Source organism: Pseudomonas sp. B21-017, from assembly GCF_024749245.1.
In the GTDB taxonomy this organism is placed as follows: Bacteria; Pseudomonadota; Gammaproteobacteria; order Pseudomonadales; family Pseudomonadaceae; genus Aquipseudomonas.
This window is the reverse complement of the sequence record NZ_CP087194.1, coordinates 5,122,711-5,142,923: the sequence shown is the minus strand read 5'-3', so window position 1 is coordinate 5,142,923 and position 20,213 is coordinate 5,122,711. Positions and strand designations below refer to the sequence as shown.

The 20,213-nt window shown below is 60.2% G+C and carries 20 protein-coding genes; 16 read left to right on the top strand and 4 right to left on the bottom strand.

The window, feature by feature from the left end:
- Nucleotides 1-93 precede the first annotated feature (93 nt).
- Nucleotides 94-2,940, bottom strand: a complete 2,847-nt coding sequence (rapA, locus tag LOY28_RS23235) for an RNA polymerase-associated protein RapA (RefSeq protein WP_018926884.1) — start codon at nucleotides 2,938-2,940, stop codon at nucleotides 94-96.
- Between the two features lie 229 nt (nucleotides 2,941-3,169).
- Here rapA and LOY28_RS23230 point away from each other — a divergent pair, with 229 nt between their 5' ends.
- The 3 genes from LOY28_RS23230 (at nucleotide 3,170) to ccoM (ending at nucleotide 4,038) form a co-directional block, all read left to right on the top strand.
- Nucleotides 3,170-3,511 carry an aspartate-semialdehyde dehydrogenase gene (locus LOY28_RS23230; protein WP_258612608.1) on the top strand — a complete coding sequence of 114 codons (342 nt, stop codon included), beginning with the start codon at nucleotides 3,170-3,172 and terminating at the stop codon, nucleotides 3,509-3,511.
- 104 nt (nucleotides 3,512-3,615) lie between these two features.
- Nucleotides 3,616-3,777, top strand: a complete 162-nt coding sequence (locus tag LOY28_RS23225) for a hypothetical protein (RefSeq protein WP_007935839.1) — start codon at nucleotides 3,616-3,618, stop codon at nucleotides 3,775-3,777.
- Between the two features lie 144 nt (nucleotides 3,778-3,921).
- Nucleotides 3,922-4,038, top strand: coding sequence for a cytochrome c oxidase subunit CcoM (ccoM, locus tag LOY28_RS29940; RefSeq protein ID WP_018926882.1), 117 nt, complete (start codon nucleotides 3,922-3,924; stop codon nucleotides 4,036-4,038).
- A 192-nt stretch (nucleotides 4,039-4,230) separates the two neighbouring features.
- On the opposite strand, the gene LOY28_RS23220 is transcribed toward ccoM, so the two are convergent.
- Together LOY28_RS23220 and LOY28_RS23215 are read right to left on the bottom strand one after the other, a co-directional pair.
- Nucleotides 4,231-5,706, bottom strand: a complete 1,476-nt coding sequence (locus tag LOY28_RS23220) for an inorganic phosphate transporter (RefSeq protein WP_018926881.1) — start codon at nucleotides 5,704-5,706, stop codon at nucleotides 4,231-4,233.
- Nucleotides 5,707-6,083: 377 nt separating this feature from the next.
- A complete protein-coding gene (locus LOY28_RS23215) occupies nucleotides 6,084-6,284 on the bottom strand; it encodes a hypothetical protein (protein WP_018926880.1) in 201 nt (66 codons plus the stop codon).
- Nucleotides 6,285-6,494: 210 nt separating this feature from the next.
- Here LOY28_RS23215 and LOY28_RS23210 point away from each other — a divergent pair, with 210 nt between their 5' ends.
- The 12 genes from LOY28_RS23210 (at nucleotide 6,495) to pcaC (ending at nucleotide 17,955) form a co-directional block, all read left to right on the top strand.
- Entirely contained in the window at nucleotides 6,495-6,680 is a 186-nt protein-coding gene (locus LOY28_RS23210) for a hypothetical protein (RefSeq protein WP_138866217.1), read from the top strand.
- A gap of 261 nt (nucleotides 6,681-6,941) precedes the next feature.
- On the top strand, nucleotides 6,942-7,784 hold the full coding sequence (pcaR, locus tag LOY28_RS23205; protein WP_007935836.1) for a pca regulon transcriptional regulator PcaR: 843 nt from the start codon (nucleotides 6,942-6,944) through the stop codon (nucleotides 7,782-7,784).
- A gap of 288 nt (nucleotides 7,785-8,072) precedes the next feature.
- A complete protein-coding gene (locus LOY28_RS23200) occupies nucleotides 8,073-9,419 on the top strand; it encodes an MFS transporter (protein ID WP_018926878.1) in 1,347 nt (448 codons plus the stop codon).
- 220 nt (nucleotides 9,420-9,639) lie between these two features.
- Nucleotides 9,640-10,497, top strand: a complete 858-nt coding sequence (locus LOY28_RS23195; RefSeq protein ID WP_018926877.1) for a CoA transferase subunit A — start codon at nucleotides 9,640-9,642, stop codon at nucleotides 10,495-10,497.
- Entirely contained in the window at nucleotides 10,497-11,276 is a 780-nt protein-coding gene (locus LOY28_RS23190) for a CoA-transferase subunit beta (RefSeq protein WP_018926876.1), read from the top strand. The genes LOY28_RS23195 and LOY28_RS23190 overlap by 1 nt, the downstream gene beginning before the upstream one ends.
- Nucleotides 11,273-12,478, top strand: a complete 1,206-nt coding sequence (pcaF, locus tag LOY28_RS23185) for a 3-oxoadipyl-CoA thiolase (protein WP_258614501.1) — start codon at nucleotides 11,273-11,275, stop codon at nucleotides 12,476-12,478. The genes LOY28_RS23190 and pcaF overlap by 4 nt, the downstream gene beginning before the upstream one ends.
- A 37-nt stretch (nucleotides 12,479-12,515) precedes the next feature.
- Nucleotides 12,516-13,220, top strand: a complete 705-nt coding sequence (gene pcaH / locus LOY28_RS23180) for a protocatechuate 3,4-dioxygenase subunit beta (RefSeq protein ID WP_258612607.1) — start codon at nucleotides 12,516-12,518, stop codon at nucleotides 13,218-13,220.
- Between the two features lies 1 nt (nucleotide 13,221).
- Nucleotides 13,222-13,788 carry a protocatechuate 3,4-dioxygenase subunit alpha gene (gene pcaG, locus LOY28_RS23175; RefSeq protein WP_018926873.1) on the top strand — a complete coding sequence of 189 codons (567 nt, stop codon included), beginning with the start codon at nucleotides 13,222-13,224 and terminating at the stop codon, nucleotides 13,786-13,788.
- A 239-nt stretch (nucleotides 13,789-14,027) separates the two neighbouring features.
- Entirely contained in the window at nucleotides 14,028-15,323 is a 1,296-nt protein-coding gene (locus tag LOY28_RS23170) for an MFS family transporter (protein ID WP_018926872.1), read from the top strand.
- Between the two features lie 46 nt (nucleotides 15,324-15,369).
- A complete protein-coding gene (locus tag LOY28_RS23165) occupies nucleotides 15,370-16,734 on the top strand; it encodes a 3-carboxy-cis,cis-muconate cycloisomerase (RefSeq protein WP_258612606.1) in 1,365 nt (454 codons plus the stop codon).
- Between the two features lie 11 nt (nucleotides 16,735-16,745).
- A complete protein-coding gene (pcaD, locus tag LOY28_RS23160) occupies nucleotides 16,746-17,552 on the top strand; it encodes a 3-oxoadipate enol-lactonase (RefSeq protein WP_258612605.1) in 807 nt (268 codons plus the stop codon).
- A 10-nt stretch (nucleotides 17,553-17,562) separates the two neighbouring features.
- The gene (gene pcaC, locus LOY28_RS23155) at nucleotides 17,563-17,955 is read left to right on the top strand and encodes a 4-carboxymuconolactone decarboxylase (RefSeq protein ID WP_018926869.1); all 393 of its coding nucleotides are present in this window, start codon (nucleotides 17,563-17,565) and stop codon (nucleotides 17,953-17,955) included.
- A 108-nt stretch (nucleotides 17,956-18,063) separates the two neighbouring features.
- On the opposite strand, the gene LOY28_RS23150 is transcribed toward pcaC, so the two are convergent.
- Nucleotides 18,064-19,323 (bottom strand): OprD family porin, encoded by a 1,260-nt coding sequence (locus tag LOY28_RS23150; protein ID WP_064619875.1) that lies wholly within the window; start codon nucleotides 19,321-19,323, stop codon nucleotides 18,064-18,066.
- Between the two features lie 621 nt (nucleotides 19,324-19,944).
- Between LOY28_RS23150 and LOY28_RS23145 the strand changes: the two genes are divergently transcribed.
- Entirely contained in the window at nucleotides 19,945-20,208 is a 264-nt protein-coding gene (locus tag LOY28_RS23145; protein ID WP_018926867.1) for an Os1348 family RiPP precursor, read from the top strand.
- Nucleotides 20,209-20,213: the final 5 nt, after the last annotated feature.

Below are 20,213 nucleotides of genomic sequence, written 5' to 3'. Positions count from 1 at the left end.
TCTGCGTGGGAATGATCGGCGGGCGGGACAAGGCAAACAAAAAGGCCCGCATCGCTGCGGGCCTTTTCACTTTTGGCGATGGAGCAGGGCGGTTTAGCCCGCCACCAACACCCGAATCGCTTCCAGTCGCAATGCCGCTTTGTCGAGCATGGCCAGGCCTTGCTCGCGCTGCTTGCGCAGGGCAACCAGTTCGCTGTCGCGCACGGTCGGGTTGACCGCTTGCAAGGCGGTCAGGCGCGCCAGTTCTTCGTCGGTATCGGCCGCGAGGCGACGTTGTGCCTCGGCCACGCGCTCGGCGTGACGCGGGGTGATCTTCTCTTCGCCGGCGTTGATCCGTGGCGTCAGCTGGTCGCGCTGGGCCTGGATGAACTTGTTGGCGCTGGCGCGGGGCACGCTTTCCAGTTGATCGTTCAGGGTTTCGAACGACACCCGGGCCGACAGGTCATTGCCATTGGCATCGAGCAGGCAGCGCAGGGCGGCCGGCGGCAGGTAACGGCCCAGTTGCAGCGAACGCGGGGCAACCACTTCGCTGACATAGAGCAGTTCCAGCAACACGGTGCCCGGTTTCAGCGCCTTGTTCTTGATCAGCGCCACGGCGGTGTTGCCCATCGAGCCGGACAGGACCAGGTCCATGCCGCCCTGAACCATCGGGTGCTCCCAGGTAATGAACTGCATGTCTTCACGAGACAGCGCCTGGTTGCGGTCGTAGGTGATGGTCACGCCTTCGTCGTCGCCCAGCGGGAAGCTGGCGTCGAGCATTTTTTCGCTGGGCTTGAGGATCAGCGCGTTTTCCGAATGGTCTTCGCTGTCGATGCCGAAGGCGTCGAACAGGGTTTCCATGTAGATCGGCAGGGCGAACTGATCGTCCTGTTCGAGAATCGCTTCGACCAGCGCATCGCCTTCACCCGCGCCGCCGGAGTTGAGTTCCAGCAAGCGGTCGCGACCGGTGTGCAGTTCGTCTTCCAGACGCTCACGCTCGGCGCGGGCCTCGTCGATCAGTGCTTTCCACTCGCCATCGTCGGTCTCTTCCAGCAGCGGCAGCAGGCGCGGGCCGAACTGATGCTGCAAGGCGTTGCCGGTCGGGCAGGTGTTGAGGAATGCGTTCAGCGCTTCGTGGTACCACTGGAACAGCCGCTCTTGCGGGCTGGTTTCCAGGTATGGCACGTGCAGTTCGATGACGTGCTTCTGGCCGATCCGGTCGAGACGACCGATGCGTTGCTCCAGCAGGTCCGGGTGCGACGGCAGGTCGAACAGCACCAGATGGTGCGAGAACTGGAAGTTACGGCCTTCACTGCCGATTTCCGAGCAGATCAGCACCTGGGCGCCGAATTCTTCGTCCGCGAAGTAGGCGGCGGCGCGGTCACGCTCAAGGATGTTCATGCCTTCGTGGAACACCGTGGCCGGAATGCCGGAACGCACGCGCAGGGCGTCTTCCAGGTCCATGGCGGTTTCGGCGTGGGCACAGATCACCAGCACTTTGGTGCGCTTGAGCATTTTCAGGGTGTCGATCAGCCATTCGACGCGCGGGTCGAATTTCCACCAGCGCTCTTCTTCGTTGGCGTCCGGCTGGGACTGGAAGCTGACTTCCGGGTACAGCTCGATGTGATCGCCCAACGGCAGTTCGAGGTATTCGGCCGGGCACGGCAGCGGGTACGGGTGCAGTTTGCGCTCCGGGAAACCCTGCACGGCGGCGCGGGTATTACGGAACAGCACGCGGCCAGTGCCATGGCGGTCCAGCAGTTCGCGGACCAGACGGGCGCAGGCTTCGGTATCGCCATCGTTGACTGCGCTCAGCAGGGCTTCGCCTTCGTTACCGAGGAAGCCGTGAATGGTCTTGTGCGCTTCAGGCGACAGGCGCCCTTTGTCCAGCAACTCCTGAACGGCTTCGGCCACCGGGCGATAGTTTTCGCTCTCGGCGCGGAAGGCATGCAGGTCATGGAAACGATTCGGGTCGAGCAGGCGCAGACGGGCGAAGTGGCTGTCCTGGCCCAGTTGTTCCGGGGTTGCGGTCAGCAGCAATACGCCCGGGATCGTTTCAGCAAGCTGCTCCACCAGGGAGTACTCAGGGCTGACCTGGTCTTCGTGCCACACCAGGTGGTGCGCTTCGTCGACCACCATCAAATCCCAGCCGGCGGCGAACAACGCGTCCTGGGCTTTCTCGTCTTCCACCAGCCATTCGAGCGCCACCAGGGCAAGCTGGGTGTCTTCGAACGGGTTGGTGGCATCGCTTTCGATGAAGCGTTCTTCATCGAACAGTGCAACTTGCAGGTTGAAGCGGCGGCGCATCTCCACCAGCCACTGGTGCTGGAGGTTTTCCGGCACCAGGATCAGCACGCGGTTGGCGCGGCCCGAGAGCAGTTGGCGATGGATCACCAGACCGGCTTCGATGGTCTTGCCCAGGCCCACTTCGTCGGCCAGCAGAACGCGCGGCGCGATACGGTCGGCGACTTCACGGGCGATGTGCAACTGGTGCGCGATCGGTTGCGCGCGCACACCGCCCAGGCCCCAGAGCGACGATTGCAACTGGCGGCTGGTGTGTTCCAGGGTGTGATAACGCAGGGAGAACCAGGCCAGCGGGTCGATCTGGCCGGCGAACAGACGGTCGCTCGCCAGTCGGAACTGAATGAAGTTCGACAGTTGGGTTTCCGGCAGGGTGACCACTTCGTTCTGCCCATTGAGGCCGTGGTAGACCAGCAGGCCGTCAATGTCGTCGACTTCCTGTACGGTCAGTTTCCAGCCCTCGAAGTGAGTAATCGAGTCACCCGGCGAAAACCGCACGCGGGTGAGGGGCGCATTCCGTAGCGCATACTGGCGAGTGTCGCCAGTGGCCGGGTAGAGCACGGTCAACAAGCGGCCGTCCTGTGCCAGAACGGTGCCTAAACCCAGCTCGGCTTCGCTGTCACTGATCCAGCGTTGCCCCGGTTGATACTGCTGCGCCATGCTGCCTGACTCCCACCTTGAAAAAGCGGGCTATCTTAACGGAATGAGCCTTCAGGGCCAAAGGATTACTCAATAGGAGCTACCGAAGGTTGCGATCTTTTGATCTTCATGTCCTGAAAAGATCGCAGCCTTCGGCAGCTCCTGTCTGTGCGTTGGGTCACAAGTTTTCGACCGATGGCTCAAGTCGCCATCCCCGCAGCCGACAGCCTGCTGACAGGAGACCAAAAATATGCTGCCACCGATGCTCCCCTTGAGCGCCGTGCCGATCACTTCACAGCAGGATCCGATCCGCCAGCGCCCGGATATTCCCCCCGTGGTGTCGGTGCAGGAAAGCTCCAATGAAAGCACCATCGACCTGCAAAACCGCGACCCGGAAGAGGCGGGCCTGCAGCTGCGCGAGGAGCAGCGTCGGCAACAGGAACGGGAGCGGCGCCGTCGCGAGGCCGATGAGGATCCTGAAGAGCATTTGGCGATCCCCGGTAATGAGCTCAATGCCGACAATACCGTGCCGGTGGTGCCGTTGATGGAGAATCAGCCACGTCAGGGGTTGTGGGTCGATATCGAGATCTGAAGTGTCGGAGACTGGTCAGCGCCCGCGCCAGACCGCATTATTGGCGCAATCCTGTCGCCTTTAGCCGGCAGCTGAATTCATTTCCAAGCGATGCACTGAACGCCATGAGCCAAGATGACAAGCTGATCGACCTCAATTCTGAACGTGCCAAACGGGTTCATGACCTAAATGAAAAGCGCCTGAACGAAGTGCGCCAGGCATTTGAGCAGGCCATGCCGTTGGGTAAAGCGAAGAAAAAGCCGAAGAACAAACCGAAAAAGCGTTGAAACACCCTGCATCCGTTGATGCAGGTCAGTTATTTCCCTTCCTTTACGCCCAGTCTCGGGCGGCATTGATCCCGGTCAATTTTCTCTCCTGCCCGATTGGTTAACTTAGCCCCATCGCAACAGGGCAAGTCCAGGAGGCCAGTCATGTTTTTCGATAACGTGGTGATCGCCGGAGTGCTGACAGTCGGCCTCATGGTTCTGTTTTTTGCAGGGTTTGGATTTTTTATCTGGAAGGATTCGCATAAGCGGAGAAAACCGTAGTTCTTTCTGGAGCAATGAGCACGCAAGGCATTTTGGGCGACTTCGGTCGCCCTTTTTTTTGTGCGATCGAAAGGGACGCGGAGCGTCCCGGGCTGCATTCCCACGCAGAGCGTGGGAACGATCTAATACCGAAATGCGGGCAATAAAAAAGGCGCGAACCTCACGGAACGCGCCTTTTTCAGTAGCGGTGTATCAGCTACCCAGTGCCTTGGAGGCCAGCCAGAACAGGCCGGCCGACAGGGCTACGGTGGCTGGCAGGGTCAGGACCCAGGCCAGCAGGATGGTTCTGACAGTACCGCCTTGCAGGCCGCTTTTGTTCGCGACCATGGTGCCGGCCACGCCTGAGGACAGGACGTGGGTAGTGGAGACGGGCAGGCTGAAGATGTTGGCCAGGCCGATCATGCTCGCGGTGGTGATCTGCGCCGACATGCCTTGGGCATAGGTCATGCCTTGCTTGCCGATTTTCTCGCCGATGGTCAGTACCACGCGCTTCCAGCCGACCATGGTACCCAGGCCGAGGGCCAGTGCGACCGCCAGAATCACCCAGAACGGGGCGTATTCAGTGGTGGTGGTCAGGTCCTTGCGCAGTTTGTCCAGGTCAGCCTTTTCACGGGCAGCTAGGCCAGGCAGCTTGCTGACTTTCTTCGCCGTGTCGTCCAGGCAGAGCAGGTAACGACGCACTTCGATGCGGCTTTCCGCCGGCAGCGAGTGGTAGTCAGCTACACCCTTGAGGGTGTCGAGCAGGGCGGCGATGGTCGGTTCGGTCTGTTGCGGGTTGCAACGGAATTTCTCCGGCAGATCACCTTCCACGCTTTTGCCCAGGGCCAGGAATTCACCCAGCGTATCGGCATTGCGCTTGTAGAACTGGCTCAGGTGCAGGGTCGCATCGCGCGTCCGTTCGATCTGGTAGGTGGTGCTGCCCAGGTCGAGTACGAACTGCGCCGGGACGATACCGATCAGCACCAGCATGATCAGGCCGATACCTTTCTGGCCATCGTTCGAGCCGTGCACGAAGCTGACCGCCATGGCCGAAATCACCAGTACCAGACGGTTCCAGAACGGCGGGTGTTTCTTGTCGTCGATCTTGCGGCGCTGTTCCGGTGTCTTGTGCATCTTGGACAGCGGACGCCACCATTTAAGGCCGATCAGCACCAGGGCGGCAACGAGGAAGCCGGCCATCGGCGAGAACACCAGTGACGCGCCGATGTCGATCGCTTTCTGCCAGTTCACGCCGTCGGCCAACGGAATGTCGTTGATCAGGGCATTGGCCAGGCCGACACCGAGGATCGAACCGATTAGCGTATGGGAACTGGAGGCCGGGATACCGAAGTACCAGGTGCCCAGGTTCCAGGTGATGGCCGCGGCGAGTAACGAGAACACCATGGCCAGCCCGTGACCGGTGTTCACATTGATCAACAGTTCTACCGGCAGCAGATGGACGATGGCATACGCCACTCCCACACCGCCCAGCAGCACGCCGAGGAAGTTGAACACACCGGAAAAGAACACCGCCAGATGAGGCGGCATGGCTTTGGTGTAGATAACAGTGGCCACCGCGTTTGCGGTGTCATGAAAGCCGTTGATGAACTCGAAGGCGAGGACAAAGGCCAGGGCGAGCAAGAGGCTCACAAGCACCCAAGCATCCAGTCCGCTGAATAAATCGATCATGAAGGTTTTCTGACCCGTTCGTAAGGGGGCGCGATTATGCCAGAAAAGACTGATAATCGATGCACTTGCTGCTCATCGGTTACATTCTTCAATGAATTAGTGGGTGGCAATCCCCTGAATCCCAGGGTTTTTCAGGGGCCTACAAGTCATTGAATTCGCTTGGAAAGGCAGCTGCCACAAGGGTTTCTCTCGTTGGGACGAGAGGCTTGAACGCTTGTGTGAAATATCTGAGAAGAAGGTCAGGCAAGAGCCGTTTGCCTCATCGAATGGATGAGGAAGCCGCTGCCCGCTTGTAGCGGGCGCGAAAAGCACCATCGATACAACCCGCTTTTAACGGGTGCAGACGCAGGCTCTTGAAAGGATTCAAGTCGAGGCGGTCATGGCTCTTCGGCTTTGAGTTCCTTTTCCATCTTCTGCAATTCCTGGGTGAAGGCCTGATCCTGAACGGTGGCGCGTTTACGCCAGGGTTTGCGTTCGGGTTCGGGCTGAGCGGCGTAGGTGGTGATTTCCCCGCCGTAAACTTCCTTGTAACGTTGTTCCTGGCGCTCAAGTTCCGCGCGCAGTTCGTCTTTCGTCACAGTGCTACCTAATTGAGTTGAGATTAATTCTGGTGAAACGCGCTGCATCGATCTATTGACCATGCTCGTCGAAAGGGCAATGCCTGATACGACATCGTTCCCACGGCACAATCAATACTTCAATGTTGCAGGCGGCCACGGCACCAGAGAAAAACAGCTGACGCAGCATCAGTCTCCTGTTTCAGCGAGCGCGTTGGCGGAACATATTAAATGAGCGTCAAGCGCTTGCTGCGGACAGCGGCGATGGATATCGCGCTGCCGGCGGGCGGAATCGGTACAAAAAAACCGGTCGCCTCTGAAATGCATTATAGCGGTCGATTCGAAGAACACTATCTCTTGGCAGTTAAAAGTAGTTCCTCATGTGTGATTGTTTTGTTGCTCGCAACTTGCCGGTAACTACGGTGGACTGATGCCAGTTGCAGTGGTGACTTTCTGGCGCCATTAAGCCGGACAAATTATTACATCGTTCTCCTTTAAACCAGTGACCGAAAATAACAACCGTATTGTGGGTGAGTGAAAGCAGGATGGCTGAATGCACGCAGCACGATTGCGATTATCGGTCTGTGGTTCGATAATCGCCCAATCCTGGCAGCCGCTGGCTTGTGTGTCAGACCGGGGCCGCTTGTAATAGTCGCTGATCCGTGTGGGGAACCTGATATGAACGATCAAATGCGCAATTCCTTCGCTTCAGTGGCGCCGCCGATCGTCGCCTCGCCCGCCAAGCGAATCCAGGCCCTGACCGGTGACCCGGATTTCATGACTTCCCTGGCCCGTGGCCTGGCGGTGGTGCAAGCGTTCCAGGAGCGCAAGCGGCACCTGACCATTGCACAGATCAGCCACCGCACGGAAATTCCCCGCGCCGCTGTGCGACGTTGCCTGCATACGCTGATCAAGCTCGGCTACGCCACCACCGACGGGCGCACCTATTCGCTGCTGCCCAAAGTCTTGACCCTGGGCCATGCCTATCTGTCGTCGACTCCACTGGCGGTGTCTGCCCAGCCGTACCTGGACCGCATGAGCGAGCAACTGCACGAGGCCTGCAACATGGCCACGCTGGAGGGCGATGACATTTTGTACATTGCGCGCTCGGCGACTACCCAGCGGCTGATTTCCGTCGACCTCTCGGTGGGTGGGCGCTTGCCGGCCTATTGCACCTCCATGGGCCGGATTCTGCTCGCCGCGCTGGACGACACGTCGCTGCGCGAATACCTCGACCATGCAGACTTGCAAGCCAAGACCAGTCGCACCCTGCATACCCCCGAAGCCTTGCTCGAATGCCTTCAAGAAGTACGGCGACAAGGCTGGTGCATCGTCGATCAGGAACTGGAGCAAGGCCTGCGCTCGATTGCCGTGCCGGTGTATGACGCTTCTGGCCAGGTAGTGGCGGCGCTGAACGTCAGCACCCATGCCGGCCGGGTCAGCCGCAGCGAGCTGGAGCAACGTTTCCTGCCAGGTCTGTTGAGTGCCAGCCGCGACTTGAGTGCGCAGCTGTTCGCCTAAGCTGTTCGATAAACGCACAGAGTCGCGTTTATCGAATTGACGCTGTTTCTCTCGGATCATTAATGTCGCGGCAGCGTCATCCGGCGCTGCTGGCCCTCGGCCGGTTACCGGACGACGACCCAATAATAATGAGAAGAGGCATCGTCATGTGCACGTTTCCCCACTGTCGCTGTTCCCACCGGCTTAGCTGCCGAAACCGGATCGCCTGATCCCGACCTTCTTTTCTTGTGACAGCGTCAGCCTCGGCTGGCACTTGTTCGACTGCGTTCTTTGCGTGGAATAAAAATAATGAACCAGCCTCAGTCTGCTGTAGGGAACTGCCTCGACGTGCAGTCCTTCATCAACGCTCAACCCATTTCGCGCTACCAATGGCGGGTGGTGATCCTGTGTTTCCTGATTGTCTTCCTCGATGGCCTCGACACCGCGGCCATGGGGTTTATCGCGCCGGCATTGTCCCAGGACTGGGGCATCGATCGCGCCAGCCTCGGCCCGGTGATGAGTGCGGCACTGATCGGCATGGTCTTTGGCGCCTTGGGTTCCGGGCCGTTGGCTGACCGCTTCGGGCGAAAAGTCGTACTGGTAGGCGCGGTGTTGTTGTTCGGTGCGTTCAGCCTGGCATCGGCTTACAGTACCAATGTCGATCAACTGCTGGTGCTGCGTTTCCTCACCGGCCTGGGCCTGGGCGCCGGCATGCCGAACGCGACCACGCTGCTGTCCGAATACACCCCGGAACGCAAGAAGTCCCTGCTGGTGACCAGCATGTTCTGCGGCTTCAACCTCGGCATGGCCGGGGGCGGTTTCATCTCGGCCAAACTGATCCCGGCCTTCGGCTGGCACAGCCTGTTGATGATCGGCGGGATTCTGCCGCTGATACTCACCGTCGTTTTGCTGTTGTGGTTGCCTGAATCGGCGCGCTATCTGGTGGTGCGCAATCGCGGTACCGACAAAGTGCGCAAAGCCCTGGCACCGATCGACCCAGCGCTGGTGGCCCAGGCTTCGAGCTTCAGCGTGCCGGAACAGAAAACCGTGAAGGCACGCAATGTGTTCGCGGTGATCTTCTCCGGCACTTACAGCACCGGCACATTGTTGCTGTGGCTGACGTACTTCATGGGGCTGGTGATTGTTTATCTGCTGACCAGTTGGTTGCCGACGCTGATGCGTGACAGCGGCGCGAGCATGGAGCAGGCCGCATTCATTGGTGCGCTGTTCCAGCTGGGTGGGGTGTTGAGCGCAGTGGGCGTGGGTTGGGCGATGGACCGGTTCAATCCGCACAAGGTCATCGGCACTTTCTACCTATTGGCCGGGGTGTTTGCCTACGCGGTAGGGCAGAGCCTGGGCAACATCGCCGTGCTGGCGACCCTGGTGCTGGTGGCCGGGATGTGTGTCAACGGCGCGCAATCGGCAATGCCGTCGCTGGCGGCGCGTTTTTACCCGACGCAAGGGCGGGCGACCGGTGTGTCGTGGATGCTTGGGATTGGCCGCTTCGGCGCGATCCTCGGGGCGTGGATGGGCGCGACGTTGCTGGGCCTGGGCTGGAACTTCGAGCAGGTGTTGACGGCTCTGGTGATTCCGGCCGCGTTGGCGACCACGGCGGTGGTGATCAAGGGCATGGTCAGCCATGCGGATGCGACCTGATCCGGCTTGAGAGTGATCGTTCCCACGCCGAGCGTGGGAACGATCTGAAATGCTTTTTTGGGATCGGTAGTGAGGTAACAATCTGTTCGATAAACGAACACTCAGTCGATTATCGGATTGTTTGGGTTGTTCCAGGGGCTTAATCTTCAGTCATTCCGGCGCTGCGCATCGGCGCCTTTTTCCCACACTGTCGGTTCATAACAAAACGGGAGCCTGCCCCATGGCTGAAATCCTTTCGCTGCATGACGCGGTGAAGCAGTTCGTCAACGACGGCGATACCGTCGCGCTCGAAGGCTTCACTCACCTGATTCCTACGGCGGCCGGTCACGAAATCATTCGCCAGGGCAAGAAAGACCTGACCCTGGTGCGGATGACGCCTGACCTGATCTACGACCAGTTGATCGGTGCCGGTTGTGCTCGCAAACTGATTTTCTCCTGGGGCGGCAACCCTGGCGTCGGTTCGCTGCACCGTCTGCGCGACGCAGTCGAGCGGCAGTGGCCGCATGCGCTGGAAATCGAAGAGCACAGCCACGCCGACCTGGCCAATGCCTACGTCGCGGGCGCTTCGGGCTTACCGTTCGCGGTGCTGCGAGCCTACGCCGGTTCCGACCTGCCGAAGGTCAACCCGCTGATCAAGACCGTCACGTGCCCGTTCACCGGCGAAGTGCTGGCGGCGGTGCCGTCGGTGCGCCCGGACATCACCGTGATTCACGCGCAGAAAGCCGACCGCCAAGGCAACGTGCTGCTCTGGGGCATTCTCGGGGTGCAAAAAGAAGCGGCGCTGGCGGCCAAGCGTTGCATCGTCACCGTCGAAGAAATCGTCGATGACCTCAATGCACCGATGAACGCTTGCGTGCTGCCGACCTGGGCTCTGAGCGCGGTCTGCCACGTACCGGGCGGCGCGCATCCGTCCTACGCCCACGGTTACACCGAGCGTGACAACCGCTTCTACCAGGCCTGGGACCCGATTGCCCGCGACCGTGAAACCTTCACCGCGTGGATCAACGAGTACATCCACGGCTGCGCTGACTTCAGCGAGTTCCAGGCCAAGCTGGCCGCTGCTTCGGAGGCCAAGTAATGACTTACACCACCAATGAAATGATGACCGTCGCCGCCGCCCGCCGCCTGAAAAACGGTTCGGTGTGCTTCGTTGGTATCGGCCTGCCGTCGAAAGCCGCCAACCTGGCGCGACTGACGTCCTCGCCCGATGTAGTCCTGATCTACGAATCGGGTCCGATCGGTGCCAAGCCAAGCGTACTGCCATTGTCGATCGGTGACGGCGAGCTGGCGGAAACCGCCGACACCGTCGTCCCGACCGGCGAGATTTTTCGCTACTGGCTGCAGGGCGGGCGCATTGACGTCGGCTTCCTCGGCGCCGCGCAAGTCGATCGCTTCGGCAACATCAACACCACGGTAGTCGGCGACTACCATCAGCCAAAAGTTCGCCTGCCGGGTGCAGGTGGCGCGCCGGAGATCGCCGGTTCCGCCAAGAGCGTGTTGATCATCCTCAAGCAGTCGGCGCGCTCCTTTGTCGACAAGCTCGACTTCATTACCTCGGTTGGTCATGGCGAGGGCGGTGATTCGCGCAAACGTCTCGGCCTGCCAGGCGCCGGTCCTGTCGGCATTATTACCGACCTGTGCATCATGGAGCCCGAAGCCGGCACCCATGAATTCGTGGTCACCGCGCTGCACCCAGGGGTGACCCGCGAGCAAGTGATCGCGGCCACCGGTTGGCCGATTCGTTTTGCCGACGCCGTTGAAAACACTGCCGAGCCAACCGAAGTCGAGTTGACCGCGCTGCGTGATCTGGAAGCCCGCACTGCGGCGGCCCACGGCCAAGCACCCGGAGAAGCCTGATGCGCGACGTTTATATCTGTGACGCGATTCGTACCCCCATCGGCCGTTTCGGCGGTGGCCTGTCGGCGGTTCGCGCCGATGACCTGGCCGCCGTGCCGATCAAGGCGCTGATGGCGCGCAACCCGTCGGTGGACTGGAACGCGGTGGACGAGGTGTTCCTCGGTTGCGCCAACCAGGCCGGCGAAGACAACCGCAACGTGGCTCGCATGGCGTTGCTGCTGGCGGGGCTGCCGGAAACCATTCCTGGCGTCACCCTCAATCGCCTCTGCGCTTCGGGCATGGACGCTATCGGCACTGCGTTTCGGGCCATCGCCAGCGGTGAGATGGAGCTGGCGATTGCCGGTGGCGTCGAATCGATGTCCCGCGCGCCATTCGTGATGGGCAAGGCGGACGCGGCGTTTTCGCGCAACATGAAGCTGGAAGACACCACCATCGGCTGGCGATTCATTAACCCGCTGATGAAAGCCCAGTACGGCGTCGATGCAATGCCGCAAACCGCCGATAACGTGGCCGACGATTACCAGGTTTCCCGCGAGGATCAGGACGCTTTCGCACTGCGCAGTCAGCAACGGACAGCCGTCGCGCAAGCCGCAGGATTTTTCGCCGAAGAAATCGTTGAAGTGCGCATTGCCCACAAGAAGGGTGAAACAGTGGTCAGCCAGGACGAACATCCTCGTGCCGACACTACACTCGAAACCCTGGCCAAACTCAAACCGGTCAACGGCCCCGACAAAACCATCACCGCCGGCAATGCCTCCGGTGTGAACGACGGTGCTGCAGCGCTGATCCTGGCTTCGGCCGAAGCCGTGAAAAAACACGGCCTGACCGCCCGCGCCAAAGTGCTCGGCATGGCCAGCGCCGGCGTCGCACCACGGGTGATGGGTATCGGCCCGGTGCCGGCGGTGCGTAAATTGACTGAGCGCCTGGGCTTGGCGGTCAACGATTTCGACGTGATCGAACTCAACGAAGCCTTCGCCAGCCAGGGTCTGGCGGTGCTGCGTGAACTCGGATTGGCGGATGACGCGGCCCAGGTCAACCCGAACGGTGGCGCCATTGCCTTGGGCCATCCGCTGGGCATGAGCGGTGCGCGTCTGGTACTGACTGCACTGCATCAACTGGAAAAGACGGGCGGCAAGAAAGGCTTGGCGACCATGTGTGTCGGTGTCGGTCAGGGCCTGGCCCTGGCGATCGAACGGGTCTGACGCACAGAAGCGACTAATAAGGTTTGAGGAACGCGCAATGACTGACAAACCAGGTTACCGTCGCCCGCAGGCGGGCACTCAGCCGGAATACCTGCACCCTCCTTATCAATCCACCAACCTTCGCTCGCCGTCCAAGCCGTTGGTGTTTTTGCCTCATTCGCTGTCGGAAATCACCGGCCCGACCATCGGCGCCGAGCGTATTCAGGAGCAGGACAACGACCTGACCGCCCAGCACTCGGGCGAGCCATTGGGTGAACGGATCATCATCCACGGCCGTGTGCTGGATGAAGACGGTCTGCCGGTGCCGGGCATTCTGGTGGAGATCTGGCAGGCCAACGCCGCCGGTCGTTACAACCATGCCCGCGATCTGCACGACGCACCGATGGACCCGAACTTCACCGGTACCGGCCGCACCGTGACTGACGCCGATGGCTGGTACCAGTTCCAGACCATCAAGCCTGGCGCCTACCCGTGGGGTAACCACCACAATGCCTGGCGTCCGGCGCACGTCCATTTCTCCCTGTTCGGACCGAGCATTCTGACGCGCCTGGTGACCCAGATGTATTTCCCGGGTGACCCGTTGCTGGCCTACGACCCGATCTACAACTGCGTGCCCGATACCAGCGCCAAAGAGCGTCTGATCGCCAGTTTCGATCTGGAAAAAACCATCCCTTCCTATGCCCTCGCTTATCGTTGGGACATCGTTTTGCGCGGCCGCGACGCCACGCCGATGGAGAAATAAGATGACGCTGAACGCGACCACGTCCCACACCGTCGGACCGTACTACCACATCGGCCTGACCTGGCTGAACCGTGAAGACTTGACCGTTGAACAGACCCTCGGCGAGCGTGTGGCGATCACCGGGCAAGTCGTCGACGGCAATGGCGACTTCGTCAACGACGCCATGCTCGAAGTCTGGCAAGCCAACGCCGCTGGCAAGTACGACCACCCCGAAGACGATCAGGACAAACCTCTGGACCCGAACTTCGAAGGGTTTGGTCGGGTGCCGGTGGATGCGCAAGGGCGCTTTCGTTTTACCACGATCAAGCCGGGCACTGTGGAAGGCCTGAAGGGCACGACCCAGGCGCCGCACCTGGTGGTGCTGGTGTTTGCTCGCGGGTTGGTGAAGCACTTGCTGACGCGGATTTACTTCGATGGTGAGCCAGCCAACGTGGCGGACCCACTGCTCGAATGCGTGCCAGCCGAACGTCGTGGCACCTTGTTGGCGAAGCAGGATGCTGCGGGTGTTTATCAGTGGAATGTGATTCTGCAGGGGACGGATGCGGAGACCGTATTCTTCGATTATTGAGTGATCGTTGCTCTTGTGGCGAGGGAGCTTGCTCCCGCTGGTTTGCGAAGCAAGCCCAAACCCGGCTGACATGATGTATCAGGCAAACCGCGCCAACCGGTTTTACGACTGCTTCGCAGCCGAGCGGGAGCAAGCTTCCTCGCCACAGAGATTGCATTGCTCTCAGGTCATGCATCTGCGGAACGGGACTATTGCGAAATATGTCTAGACTCTCACGGTCCCCACAGAGTGAAAAAACAATGACAACCTCCACAGCTGTCTACACCGGTGAAGAACGCAGCAAAAGAATCTTTGCGATTGTCGGCGCCTCGTCCGGCAATCTGGTCGAGTGGTTCGACTTCTACGTCTACGCCTTCTGTGCGATCTACTTTGCTCCGGCCTTTTTCCCGTCCGATAACCCCACGGTGCAGTTGGTCAATACCGCGGGCGTGTTTGCCGCCGGGTTTCTGATGCGCCCCATCGGCGGCTGGATTTTCGGCCGGCTGGCGGACAAGCACGGGCGCAAGAATTCGATGCTGATCTCGATTCTGATGATGTGCTTCGGCTCGCTGCTCATCGCTTGCCTGCCGACCTACAACAGTATCGGTGTCTGGGCGCCGATACTGTTGCTGTTCGCGCGCTTGCTGCAGGGCTTGTCGGTGGGCGGCGAATACGGCACCACCGCGACTTACATGAGCGAAGTCGCCCTCAAGGGCCAGCGCGGGTTCTTCGCGTCGTTCCAGTACGTGACGCTGATTGGCGGACAGTTGCTGGCGGTGTCGCTGGTGGTGATCCTGCAGCAGTTCCTCAATGAGGATGAGTTGCGTGCCTACGGCTGGCGGATTCCGTTCGTGGTCGGTGCAGTGGCTGCGTTGATTTCATTGTTCCTGCGTCGTGCGCTCAAGGAAACCAGCAGTAAGGAAATGCGCGAAAGCAAGGATGCCGGCAGCATTGGTGCGCTGTTCCGCGATCACAAGGCAGCCTTCATCACTGTGCTGGGTTACACCGCCGGCGGTTCGCTGATTTTCTACACCTTCACCACGTACATGCAGAAGTACTTGGTGAACACCGCTGGCATGCACGCCAAGACCGCCAGCTACATCATGACCGGTGCACTGTTCCTTTATATGTGCATGCAGCCGCTGTTCGGCATGCTCGCCGACAAGATTGGCCGGCGCAATTCGATGCTCTGGTTCGGCGCCCTCGGGACGTTGTTCACCGTACCGATCCTGTTGAGCCTGAAAAGTGTCAGCAGTCCGTTCCTGGCGTTTGTGCTGATTACCGTGGCGCTGGCGATCGTCAGTTTCTACACCTCGATCAGCGGTCTGGTGAAAGCCGAAATGTTCCCGCCCGAGGTGCGCGCCTTGGGCGTCGGCCTGGCGTATGCGGTGGCCAATGCGATCTTCGGCGGTTCGGCGGAATATGTAGCGCTGAGCCTTAAAGCCGGGGGCATGGAAAACTCGTTCTACTGGTACGTGACGGTGATGATGGCGGTGGCGTTCCTGTTCAGCCTGCGACTGCCGAAACAGCCGAAGTATTTGGAAAACGACCTTTGATCTTTCCGCGGGGGGCCTCACAGGCCCTCGCCTGTAAGGACTGTTTATGAATCAGCGACCGGGCAATCAATTGTTCGATGCCTACTTCACCGCACGCGACATGCGTGAGGTGTTCTGCGATCAGGGCCGGGTTCAGGCCATGCTGGATTTCGAAGCCGCATTGGCCCGGGCCGAAGCGCGGGTTGGCCTGATTCCGCAAGCGGCTGTCGTGTCTATCGAAGGGGCCTGCCGGGCTGAGCATTATGACTTCGCCGCCCTCGGCGAGGCGATTGCCACGGCGGGCAATTCGGCGATCCCTTTGGTCAAGGCCCTGGGCAAGCAGATCGCCAAAAGCGATGCCGAAGCCGAGCGCTACGTGCATCTGGGCGCGACCAGCCAGGACGTGATGGACACGGGCCTGGTGTTGCAATTGCGCCGTGCGCTGCAACTGATCGAAGCTGATCTGGCGCAGCTGGGGGAAACCCTTGCGACCCAGGCCAAGCGATACGTCGCCACGCCGCTGGCCGGGCGCACCTGGTTGCAACACGCGACACCGGTCACCCTTGGCATGAAGATCGCCGGTTGGCTGGGCGCGGTAACCCGCAGCCGCCAGCGTCTGCTGGAACTCAAGCCGCGCCTGCTGGTGCTGCAATTCGGTGGCGCCTCCGGCACCCTCGCAGCCCTTGGCGATCAGGCGATGCCGATTGCCGAAGTCTTGGCCGCGGAACTGCAACTGACCTTGCCGGAACAACCCTGGCACACCCAGCGTGATCGTCTGGTGGAGTTCGGCGCGGTGCTTGGCTTGATCGCCGGCAGCCTCGGCAAACTCGGTCGCGACGTTAGCCTGTTGATGCAGACCGAAGCCGGGGAAGTGTTCGAACCGTCGGCGCCGGGCAAGGGCGGTTCCTCGACCATGCCGCACAAACGCAACCCGGTGGGCGCGGCGGTGCTGATCGGTGCGGCGACGCGGGTGCCGGGTTTGCTCTCGACCTTGTTTAGCACGATGCCCCAGGAACACGAGCGCAGCCTGGGCCTGTGGCATGCCGAATGGGAAACCCTGCCGGAGATCTGCTGCTTGGTGTCGGGCAGCCTGCAACAAGCACTGTTGGTGGCCGACGGACTGGAAGTGGACGCGATGCGCATGACCCGCAACCTCGACCTGACCCAGGGCCTGGTGCTCGCCGAAGCCGTGAGCATCGTCCTGGCGCAACGGGTCGGTCGCGACACCGCGCATCATCTGCTGGAGCAATGCTGCAAGCGTGCTGTGGCCGAGCAACGTCATCTGCGCGCGGTACTCGGCGATGAGCCGCAAGTGACCGCCGAGTTGTCGGACGCTGAACTCGATCATCTGCTGGACCCCGCCCATTACCTCGGTCAGGCCCATACCTGGGTCGAGCGAGCGGTGGCTGAACATTTTGCGTTGACTGCCTGAAGGAGACTGCTGTGGCATTCGTACAACTCGCCGATGGCGAACTGCACTACCAAATTCAAGGGCCGCAACTCGATGGACCGGTGGATGCGCCGGTACTGGTGCTGTCCAACTCACTGGGCACCGACCTGCACATGTGGGACGCGCAGATCCCGGCGTTCACCGAGCATTTTCGGGTGCTGCGTTTTGACACCCGTGGTCACGGCAAGTCATTGGTGACGCCAGGGCCGTACAGCATCGAGCAACTGGGCCGCGACGTGCTGGCGCTGCTGGATGCCTTGCACATCGAGCGCGCGCATTTCTGCGGTCTGTCCATGGGCGGGTTGATCGGTCAATGGCTGGGGATCAACGCCGGTCAACGTTTGAACAAACTGATCGTGTGCAACACCGCGGCGAAAATCGGCGATCCATCGGTGTGGAACCCTCGGATCGAAACCGTGCTGCGCGACGGCGCGGCGGCAATGGTGGCATTGCGTGATGCGTCGATTGCACGCTGGTTCACCCCGGATTTTTCCGCTGCCAATCCGGCAGCGGCGAAGCAGATCACCGACATGCTCGCGGCTACCTCGCCTGAAGGTTACGCGGCCAATTGCGCGGCGGTGCGCGATGCCGATTTCCGTGATCAGTTGTCCTCGATCAAGGCGCCGCTGCTGGTGATCGCCGGCACCGAAGATGCGGTCACACCGCCGTCTGGCGGGCATTTCATTCAGGAACATGTGCGGGGCGCCGAGTACGCCGAGTTCTACGCCGCGCACCTGTCCAATGTCCAGGCCGGCGCTGCGTTCAGCGAGCGGGTGCTGGCGTTTCTTTCAGGTCATTGAGGAATTTTTTGTGGACGAGAAACAACGTTACGACGAGGGCATGAAAGTCCGTCGCGCAGTGCTCGGTGACGCCCACGTCGACCGCAGCCTGAGCGCGCTGACCGAGTTCAACTCGGAGTTCCAGGAGATGATCACCCGCCACGCCTGGGGCGACATCTGGACCCGTCCGGGCCTGCCGCGCCACACCCGCAGCCTGATCACCATCGCCATGCTGATCGGCATGAACCGCAACGAAGAACTCAAACTGCACCTGCGCGCCGCCGCCAACAATGGCGTAACCCGTGGCGAGATCAAGGAAGTGATCATGCAGAGCGCGATCTATTGCGGAATTCCGGCGGCCAACGCGACGTTCCACCTGGCCGAGTCGGTGTGGGATGAGTTGGGGGTTGAGTCGCGGGAGTGATCCGCGAAAGTTGTGTTGCTTGAGCTGACGTCTTCGCGGGCAAGCCTCGCTCCTACAGGTGGTGTGATCTGTAGGAGCGAGGCTTGCCCGCGAAGGCGTTTTAGAGTCTTACAGCAGGCTGATCGGATAGCTGACGATCAACCGGTTCTCATCGAACTCGTTGTTGCTGAAGTCACGGCGGATGGTGGAGTTGCGCCATTTGACGTTGAGGTCTTTGAGTGCGCCGCTTTGTACGGTGTAACCCAGTTCGCTTTCGCGGCCCCACTCCTTGCCGTCGCTGGTGGTGGCGGTGTGGACGTTGTCGCCACTGATGTAGCGGTTCATCAGGGTCAGGCCCGGCACGCCCAGAGCGGCGAAGTTGTAGTCGTGGCGCACTTGCCAGGATTTTTCCCTGGCGTTGTCATAGCTGGAGTTGTAGCTGTCGTTGGCCAGGGTGCCGCCGCTGGTGCCGTTGACCCGCATCCAGGCGTTGTCGCCGGTGAGTTTTTGCAGGCCGACGTAAAAGGTGTTGCCACCGTATTTGGCCGAGAACAGACCCGACCAGGTCTTGTTGTCCAGCTCGCCCGCCCGGGCGCTGCCGTCATCCTTGCCGTAGAAGAACCCGAGATTGGCGCCCAGCGTCCAGTCACCCAGCGGTTGGGTGTGGATCAGGTTGACGTATTGCTGGCTGTAGATGTCCTTGAGTTCAGCATTCCACAGGCCGATCTGAGTACGCTTGTCGTTGAAGACGTATTCACCGCCCTGGAAGTTGAAGCGGTCTGAGGTGAACGCCGCTTTGCCGGTCATCGACATGTCATTCATGCTGCTATCGTCGCGCGGGCTGTTGGCGCGGAACTGGCCGCCGTAGAGCGTCAGGCCGTCGATTTCCTTCGAGGTGATCTGGCCGCCACGGAAGGTTTGCGGCAGCGAGCGACCGTCGTCCGAGCGCAGGATCGGCAGCACCGGCATCCATTCGCCGACCTTCACTTCGGTCTGGGACAGCTTCGCCTTGAACGCCACGTTGGCGCGACCGAAGTTGTCCGCCGGGCGGCCATCGTGATCCAGCGGCAGCAATTGCGTCCCGCCGGTGCCTTTACCGCCGTCGAGCTTGACCGAATACAACCCCAGCACGTCCATGCCGAACCCGACGGTGCCCTGGGTGAACCCGGATTTGGCGTCGAGGATAAAGCTTTGCGTCCATTCTTCAGCCTTGCCCTGGCTCTTGGTCGGATTGGTGAAGTTACGGTTGATGTAGAAGTTACGCAGGTTCAGGTTGACCTTGGCACCTTCGACAAAGCCTGCTTCCTCGGCCAAGGCGGGCAGGGCCGCGCCGGCCAGTGCGATGGCGATCAGACTGGGGAACAAATACTGCGTGGTGGAGGAAGTCATGGACTCGGGTCTCTCTAATTGTCAGGGATAAGGCAGTACACAGCCGCAACCAAGGGGTCGCAGACAAAAAATCGAATTCGGATAAGGGGGCGGGCGAGATCAGCCGGAGCGCAGAGGGCGCGTAGTCATGGTGTCGGACCTTGTTGTTATTGATTTTTGCAGGTGCGGACAATGGTGCGAGGGATGGGCGGGGGGATTCAATTGGGGGGGATGGGGTTTTGGGCGATTAACGAACACTAATCGACGTCAGCGTGGGCGCGGACGGTATGAGGCATTCCTAATAAAATCCCATAGTTATTCGGGTTGATAAGGGGCGTCCGCAGGTGTGTTCTATTAATGGCGCCTTGTTGTTTTTTTTGATGTTAGATGGAAGTGTTTATTGCTTTAGTTGTAAGACGTTTCCTACAGTGTTGGCTGTCATTAAAGGTAGATCAATAGTCGCCGGTTAAACTTAAGAATTGGTGTTGTTGGTTATCGTAAAAAGATTTAAAGAGAGCCATGGGCTTGGCTGGAAAAGAAAAGAGGCCTTGCTATATTCAAATTCCTCAGGCGGGCAAAAGAAACTCTCTTGCTTCGTCAGGGGATGTTTTTCGTCATGCCGAAATAACAAGGAGAAGTACCATGGGTAATAAAGTCAATCAGGAACGTTTGGCCTCGGTTCTGGGACGGGCCGTGCTGGACGAAAAATTTGCCAACGCCTTACACAGTGATCCGGCAGGGGCGGCTAAAAATATTGGCGTGCACTTAAGTACTGACGAGATCGCGGCGGTTAAAGGTATTGATGCTGCAAAACTGACGGCAGCTTCCTCCAGCATTCGGAGCAACCTGGGGATACGCGCGGTATTCGATACACAGAACCAGCAGCAACAAGCGCGCATGGATTAACGGTG